General features: G+C 65.2%; 9 protein-coding genes. 2 read left to right on the forward strand and 7 right to left on the reverse strand.

Going from position 1 to position 15,960, the window contains the following annotated elements:
* Positions 1-20: 20 nt before the first annotated feature.
* Positions 21-2,660 carry a DNA mismatch repair protein MutS gene (gene mutS, locus V6590_RS14170; RefSeq protein ID WP_335424198.1) on the reverse strand — a complete coding sequence of 880 codons (2,640 nt, stop codon included), beginning with the start codon at positions 2,658-2,660 and terminating at the stop codon, positions 21-23.
* 126 nt (positions 2,661-2,786) lie between these two features.
* On the opposite strand from mutS, the gene V6590_RS14175 reads away from it, so the two are divergent.
* Positions 2,787-5,042, forward strand: a complete 2,256-nt coding sequence (locus tag V6590_RS14175; protein ID WP_335424200.1) for an NADP-dependent malic enzyme — start codon at positions 2,787-2,789, stop codon at positions 5,040-5,042.
* A gap of 15 nt (positions 5,043-5,057) precedes the next feature.
* Positions 5,058-5,918: a ribokinase gene (locus V6590_RS14180; protein WP_335424202.1), complete on the forward strand. Its 861-nt coding sequence runs from the start codon at positions 5,058-5,060 to the stop codon at positions 5,916-5,918.
* Here the strand turns inward: V6590_RS14180 and addA are convergent.
* Genes addA through V6590_RS14210 form a run of 6 tightly spaced genes read right to left on the reverse strand, consistent with a single transcriptional unit; the run spans position 5,915 to position 15,911 of the window.
* Positions 5,915-9,214: a double-strand break repair helicase AddA gene (gene addA / locus V6590_RS14185; RefSeq protein ID WP_335424204.1), complete on the reverse strand. Its 3,300-nt coding sequence runs from the start codon at positions 9,212-9,214 to the stop codon at positions 5,915-5,917. The genes V6590_RS14180 and addA overlap by 4 nt on opposite strands.
* A complete protein-coding gene (gene addB / locus V6590_RS14190; protein WP_335424206.1) occupies positions 9,211-12,138 on the reverse strand; it encodes a double-strand break repair protein AddB in 2,928 nt (975 codons plus the stop codon). The genes addA and addB overlap by 4 nt, the downstream gene beginning before the upstream one ends.
* Positions 12,131-12,826, reverse strand: a complete 696-nt coding sequence (locus V6590_RS14195) for a nucleotidyltransferase family protein (RefSeq protein WP_335424210.1) — start codon at positions 12,824-12,826, stop codon at positions 12,131-12,133. The genes addB and V6590_RS14195 overlap by 8 nt, the downstream gene beginning before the upstream one ends.
* Positions 12,805-13,806 (reverse strand): aminoglycoside phosphotransferase family protein, encoded by a 1,002-nt coding sequence (locus tag V6590_RS14200; RefSeq protein ID WP_335424212.1) that lies wholly within the window; start codon positions 13,804-13,806, stop codon positions 12,805-12,807. Before V6590_RS14200 ends, V6590_RS14195 begins: the two co-directional genes overlap by 22 nt.
* The gene (tsaE, locus tag V6590_RS14205) at positions 13,803-14,267 is read right to left on the reverse strand and encodes a tRNA (adenosine(37)-N6)-threonylcarbamoyltransferase complex ATPase subunit type 1 TsaE (protein ID WP_335424214.1); all 465 of its coding nucleotides are present in this window, start codon (positions 14,265-14,267) and stop codon (positions 13,803-13,805) included. Before tsaE ends, V6590_RS14200 begins: the two co-directional genes overlap by 4 nt.
* 42 nt (positions 14,268-14,309) lie before the next feature.
* A complete protein-coding gene (locus V6590_RS14210; RefSeq protein ID WP_335424216.1) occupies positions 14,310-15,911 on the reverse strand; it encodes a PAS-domain containing protein in 1,602 nt (533 codons plus the stop codon).
* Between the last annotated feature and the right edge of the window lie 49 nt (positions 15,912-15,960).

Here is a 15,960-nt window from a genome sequence, read left to right on the forward strand (position 1 = left end):
TGGTTTCTGACAGGCGCTGGTCACTCCAGCGCCTGTTTCCATTCATAGACCAGTTTCAGCGCGGCCATCGGTGTCAACTCATCGGGGTTCACTGCCTTGATGGCAGCTTCCAGCGCCGAAGGTCTGGCCGGGGCAGGGGGGGGCGGTGGCGGCGCTGCGCGGAACAGCGGCAGATCGTCGATCAGGGCCTTGGCCTTGCCGCCCCCCGCGCGTTCGCCCGCCTCCAGCGCCTCCAGAACCACCTTGGCGCGGTCGATCACCGCAGCGGGCAACCCGGCCAGCCGTGCCACCTGCACGCCATAGCTGCGGTCGGCGGCACCCTTGCGGACCTCATGCAGGAAGATCACCTCGCCTTCCCATTCCTTGACGCTGACGGTTGCGTTCTCCACGCCGGGCAGTTTGCCTGCCAGCGCCGTCATTTCGTGGTAATGGGTGGCGAACAGCGCGCGGCAGCGGTTCACATCATGCAGATGTTCCAGCGTCGCCCAGGCGATTGACAAGCCGTCATAGGTTGCGGTGCCCCGCCCGATTTCGTCCAGAATGACCAGCGCGCGGTCGTCGGCCTGATTCAGGATCGCGGCTGTTTCCACCATTTCCACCATGAAGGTGGATCGCCCGCGCGCCAGATCGTCACTCGCGCCAACCCGGCTGAACAACTGGCTGACCAGTCCGATATGCGCGGCCCGCGCCGGAACGAAAGATCCGGCTTGCGCCAGCAGTGCGATCAGGGCGTTCTGCCGCAGGAAGGTCGATTTACCGGCCATGTTCGGCCCGGTGAGCAGCCAGATGGCCGGCGTGCCGCTTTCGGTCAGCCCGCAGTCATTGGCGATGAAGGGGGCGCCGCCCTGACGGCGCAGCGCGCGTTCAACTACCGGGTGCCGCCCGGCCTGCACCGCAAAGGCGCGCGAGCCATCCACCTTTGGGCAGACCCAATCTTCGGCGGCAGCCAGATCGGCAAAGCCTGCCGCGACATCCAGTTCGGCCAGCCCGGCCGCCGCCACGCCAATCGGCCCGGCGTGATCCAGCACCGCCTGCCGCAGCGCAGCGAAGTGGCGCTTCTCCAGTTCCAGCGCATGATTGCCCGCATTCAGGATGCGGGTTTCCAGCGCGCTCAGCTCCACCGTGGTAAAGCGCACCTGGTTGGCGGTGGTCTGGCGGTGAATGAAGGTTTCATTCAGCGGCGGTGCCAGCATCCGTTCGGCATGGGTCGAGGTGGTTTCGATGAAATATCCCAGCACATTATTATGTTTGATCTTCAGGCTCTGTATGCCCGTTCGTGTGATGAACTCGGCCTGCATCCCGGCGATCACGCCACGGCCTTCGTCGCGCAGCCGTCTGGTTTCGTCCAATTCGGGGTCAAAACCGCTGGCGATAAAGCCGCCATCGCGCGACAGCAGCGGAGGTTCATCCACAAGTGATTGATCCAGAAGGGAAATAAGGTTGTCATGCCCGCGCAGCCCTTGGCTGGATCGGGCCAGCAAGGCGCTGTCTTGCCCCGACATCAGATCGGCAATCAATCCGGCCTGCGACAGGCCATTTCGGATCGCGGCAAGGTCACGCGGCCCGCCCCGGTCCAAGGCCAGCCGCGACAGGGCCCGGTCCATGTCTGGCACCCGGCGCAGGGCGTTGCGCAGATCCTCGCGCAGCCGGGGGTGATCGAGCAGCAGCGCAACTGCGCCATGCCGTTCGGCGATCAGCGCCAGATCACAGGACGGTGCCGACAACCGCCGCTCCAGCAGGCGCGCACCGCCTGCCGTGGCCGTATGGTCCACACAGTCCAGCAGCGATCCCGCCCGCCCGCCTGACAGCGCGGCGTTGATTTCCAGATTGCGCCGCGTGGCGGCATCGATCTGCATGGCGCCGCCCAAGGCTTCGCGCAGGGGTGGGCGCAGCAGGGGCAGTTTGCCGCGCTGCGTCAGATCCAGATATTCGACCAGCGCCCCCATGGCCGAAAGCTCGGCCCGCCCGAAACTGCCAAAAGCCTCCAGCGTGCCCACCTGCCACAGCGCGCACAGCCGCCGCTCGGCCCCGGTGCTGTCAAACCCCGCCCGCGCCAGCGGCGTGACCGCCGCCCCCAGATCGGTGATGATCGGGGCCAGTTCGGCCATCAGGCCTTCGCTCACCAGCACTTCGCGCGGGGAAAGCCGCGCCAGTTCCGGCGACAGGCGGTTGCGCGGGCAGGGCATGACCCGCAATTCGCCAGTGGAAATATCGGTCCAGACCAGCGCGCCTTCGTCGCGCACCTCGGCAAAGGCCGCCAGATAATTATGCCGCCGCGCTTCCAGCAGGCTGTCTTCGGTCAGGGTGCCCGGCGTGACCAGCCGCACCACATCGCGCCGCACCACCGATTTCGATCCGCGCTTCTTGGCCTCGGCCGGGTCTTCCATCTGTTCGGCAATGGCCACACGAAAGCCCTTGCGGATCAGCGCCAGCAGATAGCCTTCGGCCGCATGGACCGGCACGCCGCACATCGGGATCGGTTCGCCCAGATGAAAGCCGCGCTTGGTCAGCGCAATATCCAGGGCCGCCGCCGCCGCTTCGGCATCGGCAAAGAACATCTCGTAGAAATCGCCCATCCGGTAGAACAGGATCGCATCGGCATAGCCGGCCTTGATCTCCAGATATTGCGCCATCATCGGCGTTACGGCGTCATCGGTCACGGGTTGTCCTCCTGCAGTCCCGCGACCCTACAAAAGCGCCCGCGCGGCGAAAAGCGCCAAACCGCAATTGGCACAGGCCCTGTGGGGCGTTAAGAGGGCAGGGAAACCCCACAGGATGGCCCCCTGATGACCAAAACCAAGATCACCCCCGAAGAGGCGCTTGCCTATCACCTGGAACCGCGCCCGGGCAAATACGATATCGTCGCCTCGACCCCGATGGCCACGCAGCGCGATCTGAGCCTCGCCTACAGCCCCGGCGTTGCCGTGCCGGTGCAGGCCATCGCGGAACGCCCGGAAACCGCCTATGACTATACGGTCAAGGGCAATATGGTGGCGGTGATTTCCAACGGGACAGCGATCCTTGGCCTTGGCAATCTGGGGGCGCTGGCGTCCAAGCCGGTGATGGAAGGCAAGGCGGTGCTGTTCAAGCGCTTTGCCGATGTGAATGCCATCGATATCGAGCTTGATACCGAAGACGCCGATGAAATCATCAAGGCCGTTTCGCTGATGGGGCCGACCTTCGGCGGCATCAACCTTGAAGACATAAAGGCGCCGGAATGTTTCATCATTGAACAGCGCCTGAAAGAGATCATGGACATTCCGGTGTTCCATGACGATCAGCACGGTACGGCGGTGATCTGCGCCGCCGGTCTGATCAACGCGTTGGAGATCAGCGGCAAGAAGATCGAAGATGTGCGCATCGTGCTGAACGGGGCAGGAGCGGCGGGCATAGCCTGTCTTGAACTGCTCAAGGCGATGGGGGCGCGGCATGACAATTGCATCATGTGCGACACCAAGGGCGTGATCTGGCAGGGCCGTACCGAGGGCATGAACCAGTGGAAATCGGCCCATGCCGCGCGCACGGATGCCCGCACGCTGGAAGAGGCGATGGTCGGGGCCGATGTCTTCCTGGGCGTTTCGGCCAAGGGCGCGGTGACGCCCGAAATGGTGGCCAGCATGGCCGACAATCCGGTCATTTTCGCCATGGCCAACCCTGATCCGGAAATCACCCCCGAAGAGGCCCATGCCGTGCGCGCCGATGCCATCGTGGCCACCGGGCGCAGCGATTATCCGAACCAGGTCAATAACGTCCTCGGCTTCCCCTATCTGTTCCGGGGGGCGCTGGATATTCATGCCCGCGCGATCAATGACGAGATGAAGATCGCCTGCGCCAAGGCCCTCGCTGCCCTCGCGCGTGAGGATGTGCCGGATGAAGTTGCGATGGCCTATGGCCGCAAGCTCTCTTTCGGGCGCGATTACATCATCCCGACGCCCTTTGACCCGCGTCTGATCCATGTCATCCCACCTGCCGTTGCCAAGGCGGGCATGGATACCGGCGTGGCCCGCCGCCCGATCATCGATCTGAAGGGCTATGAGGCCAGCCTGAAGGCGCGGATGGACCCGACCGCCTCGATCCTGCAGGGGGTGCATGCCCGCGCCAAGGCCGCGCAGGCCCGGATGATCTTTGCCGAAGGCGATGATCCCCGCGTGCTGCGCGCCGCCGTCGCCTATCAGCGCGCTGGTCTGGGCAAGGCGCTGGTGGTGGGCCGCGAAAGCGACGTGCGCGAAAAGCTGGAAGGCGCAGGTCTGCAGGATGCCGTGCGCGAGCTGGAAGTGGTGAATGCCGGCAATTCCCGCCATCTCGACCAGTACAAGGATTTTCTCTACAAACGTCTGCAGCGGCAGGGGTTTGACGATCACGATATCCGCCGTCTGGCCACCCGCGACCGGCACGTCTTTTCCTCGCTCATGCTGGCGCATGGCCATGGCGACGGGCTGATCACCGGGGCCACCCGCAAATCGGCCCATGTTCTCAGCCTTATCAACCATGTCTTCGATGCCAAGGCGGCAGATGGGGCCGTGGGGGTGACGGCGCTGCTGCACAAGGGCCGGATCGTGCTGATCAGCGATACGCTGGTGCATGAATGGCCCGATGCCGAAGATCTGGCGCAGATCGCTGTCCGCTCGGCGAGCGTGGCCCGCGGTCTGGGGCTGGAGCCGCGCGTGGCTTTCGTCAGCTTTTCGACCTTCGGCTATCCGGTGTCGGAACGTGCAACCAAGATGCATGATGCGCCGCGCGTGCTGGACGATATGAAGGTCGATTTCGAATATGATGGCGAAATGGCCGTGGATGTGGCGCTGAACCCGCAGGCCATGGCGCAATATCCGTTCTGCCGCCTGTCGGGCCCGGCCAATATTCTGGTGGTTCCGGCGCGGCATTCGGCCTCGATCTCGGTCAAGCTGATGCAGGAAATGGCCGGGGCGACCGTGATCGGCCCGATTCTGACTGGGGTGAAAAAGCCGATCCAGATCTGTTCGACCAATTCGACGGTGAACGATATCCTGAACATGGCAGCGCTGGCTGCCTGCAAGATCGGCTAAAAGGGGGCGCGGGCCATGACGGTATACAATCTGGGTTCGATCAATATCGACCATGTTTACCGCGTGCCGCACCTGCCTGCGCCGGGGGAAACCCTTTCGGCGCAGGCCTATGCGCAGGGTTTGGGGGGCAAGGGCGCCAACCAGTCCGTTGCCGCTGCACGGGCCGGGGCGCGGGCCGTGCATATCGGGGCAATAGGGCCGAACAGTGACTGGGTGCTGGATCAGCTGCGCGCCTATGGCGTTGATCTGTCGGGCGTCAGCCTGCTGTCCGAACCCACGGGCCATGCGATCATCAATGTCGATCCTGGGGCCGAAAATGCCATCGTCATCTATCCCGGGGCCAATCGGGCGGTGACGCCCGCCATGGTGCAGGCCGCGCTGGATGGCGCTGGCCCCGGCGATACGCTGCTGATCCAGAACGAAACCTCGGCCCAGACCGAGGCGGCGGCAATTGCGGCGGCGCGCGGGCTGTGTGTGATCTATTCGGCGGCCCCCTTTGATATTGCAGCGGTCCGGGCGGTCTTGCCGCATACGGGCCTGATGGTGATGAATGAAATCGAGGCCGAACAGACCCGCGCCGCGTTGGGGGCACTGCCGCAGATGGATTGTCTCATCACCAAAGGCGCGCAGGGGGCCGAATGGATTTCGGCTGGAACGGAGCCGCTTTTCGTGCCCGCCTTCCGCGTTGATCCGGTCGATACCACCGGCGCGGGGGATACCTTCATTGGCACGCTCGCGGCGGCGCTTGATCTTGGCCTTGACCGGGTATCGGCCATGCGCAGGGCGGCGGCGGCCTCGGCCCTGCAGGTGACGCGCCCGGGGGCGGCACAGGCGATCGCCTCGGCTGCCGAAGTGGATGCGTTTATGGCGGGTTAGAGCCGCATAAGCTGCGCGGTTCGGGTCCAGAGGATCGCACAGTCGATCCGCTTGTCAGGATAGATTTGCGCCAAGGCCCCCCGGTATGCCGCCATCTGCCGAAGCAGACCTTCGGGCACATCCTCGGCCCGGTCGGGGACGATGGCGTTGGATTTGTAATCCACCACCAGCACATGATCAGGCCGCACAAGAAGCCGGTCGATCGTGCCGAACAGCCGCTGCCCCTCATGGTCTGCCGTGACAGCGACCTCGGTCAGCGCATCCGGCGCGAAGATATCCTTCAGGTGCGGGGCCGTGATCAGCGCGGCGGCCTCGGCCAGCAAGGTGTCGCGCAGCCCTGCATCGGGGATCAGTGCGGCGGCAATCGCCGGCCATTCGGCGGCGTCGATCACCGGCAGATGTTCCAGCAGGGCGTGCAGCCAGGTGCCGCGCTGACGGGCATCCGGCTGTTCGCCCTCGGCGTCACCCAGAATGGTCTTTGCGCCACTCAGATCGGACGGGCTGATGGTCTTTTCCACAGGCGGAGGTGGCGCTGCGGGGCGGATGGCCCAGTCCGGCAGGCCAATCGGAGCGCCCAATTCCGCAGGAACAGAGACGTTTTCGGCTGTGGGCCAGTCTCCGAACTGATAGCTCAGCCCCCCCGCCGCATCTGCTGTCGCGCCAAGGTCCATCGCGGCGCTGCGGATCAGATCATACCAGGCGGGCGGCGCATCGTCGGATTTCTGCGCCGCCAGCTTGCCCGCAGCCGCCACGATCAGCCAGCTTTGCGCCCGTGTCAGCGCGACATAGAGCAGCCGCAGGCTTTCGGCCTTGGCCAGCGCCGACCGTTCGCCCTGCGCGAAGGCCATGGCGGCGGGGCTTTCGGCCCCTGCCATGCGCCACACCGCGGTGCCTGCCAGGCGCAGCACTTCATCCCGGTCGCGGGCGGTGTAATCGGCGGTGTCAGGCAGGATGACGATAGGCGCCTCCAGACCCTTGGCGCCATGCACGGTCATCACCCGGATCTTTTGCCCGGCACTGTCCATCTGGCGCTTGATATCCACATCATCGCTTTGCAGCCAGGTCAGGAACCCGGTCAGGCTGGGCACATCCGACCGTTCATAGGCCAGCGCCTGGGCAAGCAGGGCATCAATTCCGTCTTCGGCCTCGGCCCCCAGCCGCGCCAGCAATTTGCGGCGGCCATCATGGCGCGTCAGCAGGCGTTCGATCAGGTCAAAGGGGCGCAGATAATCGGCCTGATCCCGCAGATCCTGCAGGATTGCCCGGGTTTCTTCGTGCCCCTCGGCCCCGCGCAAGGCGGCCCAGAGATAGCCCTTGCGCGGCTGTGCCAGCGCATAAAGCTGCGCCTCGGTCCAGCCGAACAGCGGCGAGCGCAGCGCCTCGGCCAGTGCCAGATCATCTTCGGGCATGGCCAGAAAGGCCAGTGTCGCGCTGATGTCCTTCACCGCCAGTTCGCCGCCCAGATGCAGCCGGTCGGCCCCGGCAATCGGCAGGCCAGCGGCCTTGCAGGCGCGGATCACCTCGGCAAACAGGGGGGACCGACGCCGCACCAGAACCAGAAAATCCCCGGCATGGGCAGGGCGGGGGCCCTCTTCGGTGGGGATTGCCGTTCCGGCTTCCAGAATGGCCTTGATCCGTTCGGCCACGCGGCGGCCCAGTTGCGCCGCGTGATGTTCGCCGGTAATCAGGTCAACCGGATTGGTCCAATCCTCATCTTCCGGGGTTTCGCCCGCCGGGATGGGGGGCCAGATTTCCACACGTCCGGGCATGGCATCGCGGAAGGCAATATGTCTCGAAGCGCCGCCCAGAGCCGCATGTGCGGCATTCGGAAAGGTGCGATCGACCAAAGACAGGATCGCGGGCGAAGACCGGAAGGAATATTCCAACTGCATCGACTGGAATGGGGCGTCGATCAGCGCCAGCCGTTCGGCAAAGCTGTCGCGCATGCGGGCAAAGGCCGAAACATCGGCCCCCTGAAAGGAATAGATCGATTGCTTCTGATCGCCGACGACAAAGATCGTGCGTTCCACATCCCGCGCGCCCTGACCCGAGGTGAATTCCTGCGCCAGAAGTTCGATCACCTTCCATTGGTCGGGCGAGGTATCCTGCGCCTCGTCCACCAGGATATGGTCAATCCCGCCATCCAGCCGGAACAGCACCCATTGCGCGACCGAAGGATCGGTCAGCAGTGCCTTGGCGCGGGCGATCAGATCATCGAAATCCAGCGCCCCGCGTGCCTGTTTGCGCGCAGAATAAAGCGGCAGGAAGGCCGCCGCAAAGCGGTGCAAGGTGGCGGTCTTGCGCGCGGCCTGCAGGCCGATGCGCAAGGGCCGGGCCGCCTCGACCCGCAGCATCAGCGCGTTCAGGCGATCCTGCAGATGTGCCAGTTTCGGCTGGGTTGCCTTGGTGGCAATGGCCTCCAGCCGCGCGGTATAGCTTTTGCCTTCAACCTTGGATTCGCCAAACAGCAGCGCGGATTCCAGATCGGACAGAGTGGCCATACCTGGCGATTCCAGCCGAATAGAGACGATTTTTGCCCCGGTCTTGGCATCATTCGTGGAACCGCCCAGCAGGATATTGCCGGCATCGGCCAACAATTCGGCCTCTCCTCCCAGCAGGACCGCATCCAATAACGCGGCTTCGGTCATGTCCGGGGGCAAGCCGAACAGCGCCGCGCATTCCGCCGGGCCGAGGGGCGGCACGAATTGGGCCGCGTTGCGGGCAATTTCGGCGGTCAGCTGGGCGAAATCCTCGCCGGTATACAGGCTTGCCAGATCAGACACGGCTTCGGGGGCCAGATGATCGGCCATTTCCTCAACGATTTCGTCGCGCAGCAGCGTGGCCGCCCGGTCATCCATTTCGGTGAATTGGGGCGAAACACCCGCCTCCATCGGAAAGCGGCGCAGCAGGGTGGCGCAGAAGCTGTGGATCGTCTGAATCCGCAGCCCCCCCGGCGTTTCAATGGCGCGGGCGAACAGCCGCCGCGCCTCGGCCAGCGTGGTTTGTGACACATCGCCCGCGATGCCCAGATCGACCAGAGCCTTGCGCAGATCGGCCTCGGGTTTCATCGCCCATTCGCCCAGACGCCGGAACAGCCGGTTCTGCATCTCGGTCGCTGCGGCCTTGGTATAGGTCAGGCACAGGATGCGCGCGGGTTCCACCCCCGCCAGCAGCAGCCGGGCCACGCGATCGGTCAGCACCCGGGTCTTGCCCGAACCTGCATTGGCGGCCAGCCAGGTGGAATGATGCGGATCGGCGGCCTGAACCTGCCTTTCGCTGGCGGCGTTGCGGATCATCCGACATCCTCGGCTTTGGCTTGGGTGGTCATGTCCCATTCGCCAAAGCGGGCGAGATGGTCATAATCGCCGGGAAAACGGCTTTCGAATACGGCGCGGCGGGCGGTATAGCCGGTGTCGCGCTGCATGTAGCGGGCGATGAGGCGGTGCAGATCCTCCCACACCTTGCCGGTGATTGCGGGCGTGATCTCGGTGGCCTCGATCTTGGGCTTTGACCCCAGCCCGACATAGCTGATCCGTGCCACCTCACGCGGGCCCAGCCGGTCAAACCCGCCCCTTTCGGCCATGGCTGCGGCCAGCAACAACTGTTTGTCGAATTGCGCCTGCTGCTTTTGCGTGGGCGGCGTGCCGGTCTTGTAATCAATGATATGCAGCCGCCCGTCGGGCAGTTCATCAATCCGGTCGGGCGTGCCGGACAGCGTGAAATCATGCGGCTCCAGCCGAACAGAGCCTTTTTTCTCAAGGCTCACCGGAATGCCACCGGCCATGCTGTCATGATCCAGAAAGAAATCCGCTGCGCGGTCCAGCCGGGCCTGCCACAGGGCGCGGGCGGCGGGCCATGGCACTTTTTCCCCCAGAACCTGTTCGGCAATCGACAACAGGCGCAGGCGTGCCCCGGCCCGGGTTTCGGGTTCCCGCTCTTTGACAAAGCGTTCCAGAATTTCATGCAGGATGGTGCCGCGCAGCCTTGCATCCGGGCTGCGATGCAGCGGGTCGAGCTTTTTCAGCCGCAGGATATAGCGGGCATAAACGGCATAGGGGTCACGGATCAGGGTGGCGATGCGGGTTAGCGCCAGTTCACGCGGGCGATGCGCCACCGGGGGACGCGGGGCCGGGCGATGGGCCATGGGTTCCTCGGCTACCGGGCGTTCCAGCGCATCGGCCAGACGCAGCCACTCTGCCCCCCGCGCCCGCATCGCGGCCAGTGCCGCCGGGCCGCCCTTGTCCGGCAAGCCGCCCAGAAGGTTGGTCAGCCGGTTCAGCCAGCGCGAAGGCACACATTCGGCCTCGGCATCGCGGCGGGCGCGGGTCAGCACCACGCGGGGGGCGCAGATGGCCTGTTGGTAATCATGTGCCGACAGGCCGATCCGGCGTTCCGGCAACAGCAGACCCGCATCCTTGCGCATCTTGCGGTTCAGCCAGGGGTCGGGCGGCGGCAATTGCGGCCAGATGCCATCGTTCAACCCGCCCAGGATCACCAGTTCGGCGCCCTGAACCCGGGCCTCCAGCGTGCCCCAGATCATCAGATGCGGATGCGGCGGCGGGATGTCTTCGCGCACCTCGCCCCGGCTGATTACCGCATCGAACAGATCGCGGTAATCGGCCAGCCCCAGAATACCGCCTGCTGCAGCTTCGGCCTGCAGGGCACCCACCACTCTGGCCGCCTCTTGCCCCGCCGCATGCAGCCAGAGCGCACCGGTCCCCTTGCCCCATGGCCCGCGGCACAGCCGTTCGGCGAGTGTCAGATGGCCCGCCAGGTGATCTACCAAGGTTGCGCGCCCCAGGCTTTCCAGCCCCAGAAGCGTGTCGATCACCCATTCGGCCCAGACCGGGCCATCGTCATGCTGGCTGGCCCAGTGCCGCAGGCTTTCGGCATCAGGGAAGGGCGGGCCATATTTGCGCAGCTTCAGTTCCAGCTCGCGCGTCAGCCGCAGATGTTCGCCGCGCCGGGCATCGCTGGCCACCAGCGGATGTTTCAGCACGGTCAGCAGGGCCTCGGCCGTCAGCCTTGTGCCCATCACGCGCGTGATGTGGCGCAACAGCCGACCGGGCGCAGACAGCGCAAGCGGCCGCCCGGCACTGTCATCGGGGACGATGCCCCAGTGGTCCAGCGCGGCGGTTACCTGCCGGGTCAGGTTCCGATCGGGGGTCACAAGGGCGCTCACAGTGCCGTTTTCGGCGGCTTCGCGCAAGATCAGGGCAATCGCCAGCGCTTCGTCGCGCGGGCTTTCAGCCTCGATCAGCGTCATGCCCGATGTGGCTTCGGCCAGATCATCCAGCCGCGCGCCTTCGACCAGCCATTGATCGGTCACCGGCGCGGGGCGCAGCGACAAGGACACCAGCCGGTTGCGCGCCGGGCTGGGGGGTGGCAGGTCGGTCCAGTCGTCAATGTCATCCGGGGTCAGGGCCAGCCGGTCCATCAACCGGCGAAACCGGTATTGCGGATGGTCTTCGGCGGTCAGCGCATCGGCCATGCTGTCCCAGATCGCCGCGGGCAGGTCGCGGTCATAGCCGGGCAGCACCAGCGCCCCCTGCGGCAGCGCGGCGACGGCCTGCATGAACAGCAGCGTCGTGCCGCGCGAAGCGGTTGACCCGGCCACGATCACCGGATCGGCGGGCGGAGCGGTGTGCCACAGCTGCGCCAAAGCCTCGACCACGCGGCGTTGCCGGGCCTCGGGGTCCGGGGCCTCGTCGGTGCCGAAAAACGGCGCAAGGATCTGCATGAAGGATTGCGTCCGCGTCCAATGCGCCGAATGGTTCGATACATCCAGGTGCTGGATCACCTCGGGCGGCACGCCTTCGCCCTGCATTTCATCCATCAGCCCGGCCAGACTGTCGGCCAGATCGAACAGCGCGGATCGCGGGGCCAGATCGGGCTGCGCATCCAGCAGCCGCGCCACAAGTTGCGTCAGCTCCAACCTGCGGCGCAGGGGGGGCACGGCGGCGGGGATGCCTTGCAAGGCAGCCTCGAGCGCCAGATCGGTGACCAGACGGATACGCGGCAGAAAGCGCGCGCCCGACCGGGTCAGCAATTCGGTGATCCGCCGCCGCATCCTTTGCGTGTTCACGAAAAGCTGCACCCGCGCCATCGCCTCGGGCGGCTGGCCCTGCATGCGTTCGGTCAGGCCCTGTACCAGACCGGCGGGAAAATCCACGCCGGGGGCCAGGGCAAAGACGCGGGGTTTGGGGCTGGGGTCAAACATCGGCCAAAAGGGCCTCGGCCAGGGGGATGCTGTCCGGGCGGCCCACATCGGCGCAGCCACCCTGATGGATCAACCCGAAAGCCCGGCCACGGGCAATCGCCTGATCCCAGAGCAGATTGAGCGAAAAGACCTGCTGTGGAATATCGGCCAGACGGTCGGTTTGCGTGATATGGGCGCCGATATAGGTCAGCCCCGGCTGCCCTGCGGCGCGTTGCAACCGCCCATCGGCATCCATCAGAAAATCGCCGCTGCCGCGATGGCCGGTGAAATCGGCGGCGGGCAGCAGCAGCAGCAGCACATCCATACGCGCCGGATCCCATGCGGCGGCAAGCTGCACCAGCGGGTTCTGCCCGGTCCAGACGCTGTCGCTGTTCATGACAAAGACCGGGTCTGCGCCCAATAGCGGCAGGGCCGCCCGCAGCCCGCCGCCGGTTTCAAGGATCGCGGCTGTTTCGTCGGAAATCATCACATCGGGTCGGCCTGCCAGATGGGTGCGGATTTGATCGGCGCGGTAATGCACATTGACCACGATCCGATCGAGCGCCAGCCCCTCGGCCTGATCGAGCGCGTGATCAATCAGCGCCCGGCCCGCAACCGGGATCAACGGTTTGGGCCGGTCGGCGGTCAGGGCGCCCATCCGGGTGCCAAAGCCCGCCGCAAACAGCATCAGGGCGCGGGGCTGGGGCATTGCGCGGCAATCCTTGCAAGATGGTCGGGGCTGGGTTCGGGCAGCGTGTCGCGGCAGATTGCGGCCAGATCGGCCAGCGCGGGATGGGCCAGATTGCGCTGCAACTGGCCCCAGACGCGGGGCAGCAGCCGCAGGTAGCCCGGTTTGCCGCCATGGATACACAGCCGGGCAAAAACGCCGATGATGCGCAGCGCGCGTTGCGCACCAAGCGTGGCATAGGCGGCCTCTGTCGTGCCGGTTCGGGCGGCAAAACGGGCTAGGATCGCCGCTTCGGTGTCGGGGCTGACGTCGCGGCGGGCATCCTGCAGCAGCGACACCAGATCATAGGCGGGCTGGCCCATCTGCGCCAATTGGAAATCCAGCAGACCAACCTGCGCCACCCCGGAACGGTCGGGCAGGTGCAGCAGGTTTTCGGCGTGAAAATCGCGCAGGATCAGCACGCGCGGCCCATCGGCGTGGCGGCCCATCGCATCGGTCAGCGCCCGGACAAATCCGGCACGGTCGCCCGTATCGCCGGTGATTCCCCGGCGATACCAATCCAGCGCAAAGGTGGCCGCTTCCGCCCATTCGGCAGCGGTCAGGTCGATCAGGCCGGGGGGCGCGGGGGTGGCCTGCAGATGCAGCAGGGCATCTGCGGCGAGCGCATAAAGCGGCAGCTCACGCCCGGGCGATTGCGCAAGGAGTCTGGCAAACAGCGCATCGCCCAGATCCTCGATCAGCAGAAAGCCATGATCCAGATCCTGCGCCAGAATATGCGGGGCCGAAAGGCCAAGGCCCGTCAGGTGCCGCGCAATCGCGATAAAGGCGGCAGGATCATCGCCCTTGCCCGGGGGGGCATCCATCAAGACCGCGCTTTGCCCCGCCATCACAAGGCGATCATAGCTGCGGTCCGATGCATCCCCCGCCAGAAAGCGCCGTTCGGCCTGCGCCCATCCGGCGCGGGTGATGAACCGGTCTGACAGATCGCGGCGGGTGGTCATGCCCGGCCCCAATCGTCGGACAGCCGCGTCAGGATGGGTTCTGGCCCTGTCATGACAACCCGTCGCCCGTCGCCTTCGACGTAAAACTCCAGCCTGATTGCGTCTTGCGGGGCGAGCTTGCCCAATCTGTCGGGCCATTCGATCAGGCAGATCGCGCTGGAAAAGGCTGCCTCCAGCCCCAGTTCGATCACCTCATCGGGATGGGACAGGCGGTACAGATCGACATGCCAGATATCGCCCCGGTCATCTTCATAGGTCTGGATCAGGGTGAAACTGGGTGAGGGCACCTCGGTCCCCGCCCCCAGCCGGGACTGAATCAGGGCGCGCGCAAAATGGGTCTTTCCGGCACCGATCTGGCCCGACAGCAGCAAGGTCATGCCCGGGCCTGCCTGTTCCGCCCAGCATTGGCCCAGCCGCGTGGTTGCCGTGTCATCGGGCAGGAAAAGATCAAGACGGGTCATGGCCGCGATCTTACCCGCCCCCGCTGCGGCTGCAAGCCCGTGTCAGGCGGTCTTCAGCGCGGGACTGCGGGTATCGCCTTGCAAACCGCTGCCATCCCGCCCCAGCAGACGGAACCGGACAAGGGTTGATCCGCCGGGCAGGGCGCTGAACCGGCACTCCACCAAACGGCCATCGACCAGACGCAATTCGCTATGCAGACCTTGATCGCGGCTGATCTCGCAGGTGCGAAACCTGGCCGCTTCGGCCCAGAACGTCGTGGGGGCACAATGATCGCGCCAATGATTGCACAGGCCGGAAATGGTGGCATTGATAACCGAAGTGGACGGATCATTGCCCCAGAGATCGTCATAGGCGGCATTGGTCATCACCAATTGCCCGGTTGAGGAAAACACGGCCAAGCCCTGATCAAATTCGTCGATCACCGCCTGCCCCAGTTCCAGATCGGCACGATAGCGGCGGATGCGCGAAATCTCGGTCGAGATATCCTCGATCATCAGTGCCATGGCCCCGTTGGGGTGCGGCCGCCCGATCACGCGATAGGTCTGGCCGCCCGGCAGGCTCCAGGTTTCTTCGTAAAGGCCGCTGGAGGCCGCCTTTTCCAGATCGACCATCTGTTTGCGCCAGGTCCGGTAATCCTTGGGTTCCGGGATCATGTTGCGTTCGCGCATCCCGTCCAGCAGGGCAAACAGCGTGGGGCGCATTGACAGGAAATCCGGCGGCAGACCCGTAAGTTCCAGCAGGGCAGGATTGAACAGGGCCAGTTGGCGCTGCCGGTCAAAGATTGCCAGCCCGATTGGCAGATGGGCAAAGGTCTTGGTCAACGTCTGGGTAAAATCGCGCAGTGCATCTTCGGCCGCAATCAGCGCATCGGCGGGCAGGGCGTAATTCACCTGGTTCTGGCCGTCCTGATGCTGCACCAGTTCGAACCAGTTTTCCTTGCCGCCGCTGCGTTGCAGTTTCTGGCGCTGGTTGCTGCCATTGTGGGGCGCAGCGCCGGTTTCGAACAGTCGGGGCAGGGGCCAGGTCATGTCTTGCCCGGGATCAAGGTCCTGGCTGGCGCGCAGCAGATAGGCCGAATTGGCCCAGACGATCTGCCCCTGCGCCGATTCACGCCAGGCCATGATCGGGGCCTGTGCCAGAACCGAACGCAATTGCGCCAGTTCCTCGGTGATCGCGCGAAGTGTCAGCAGATCGGCACCACCGCTGGACAGTTCTTCTTCCATATCCATCAAGGTGATGCGGGTCAGCCCGCCGCGCATTTCGGCAGAAAGCACCATGGATCGGTCAGTGGCTGTCAGCGCCAGAACCCCTTCGTCGGGCAATCTGTCCAGCGCCCTGTCGAAATCGGGAAAACGGTCCTGCATATGGGCGCGCAGCCGTGACCAGGCCGCCCCACCCGCCGAGCCCAGCGACAGCAGGGCGCGGGCGTTGGGGGTCGCATCGACGAGCGCATCGCCGTCAAACAGAAACGTGGTTCCGCCCCCGCGATCTGCAAAGATGGTGCCGCGGCGGCTGTCGCCGCGCTTTTGCAGCGCTGCCACCGCCAGCACCCCGGTGATCGCCGCCAGTATCGAGGTCACCAGCAGCCCAAGGGCCATCGGCAGATCCAGATCCATCTTTTCCCCCAGTTCAAGACGTATCAAGCCAAGGATGTCGGGAAAAGGGTTAAGGCGTGGTTAATCAAGGTCACCC

It is taken from the genome of Gemmobacter denitrificans, from assembly GCF_036964905.1.
In the GTDB taxonomy this organism is placed as follows: Bacteria; Pseudomonadota; Alphaproteobacteria; order Rhodobacterales; family Rhodobacteraceae; genus Gemmobacter; species Gemmobacter denitrificans.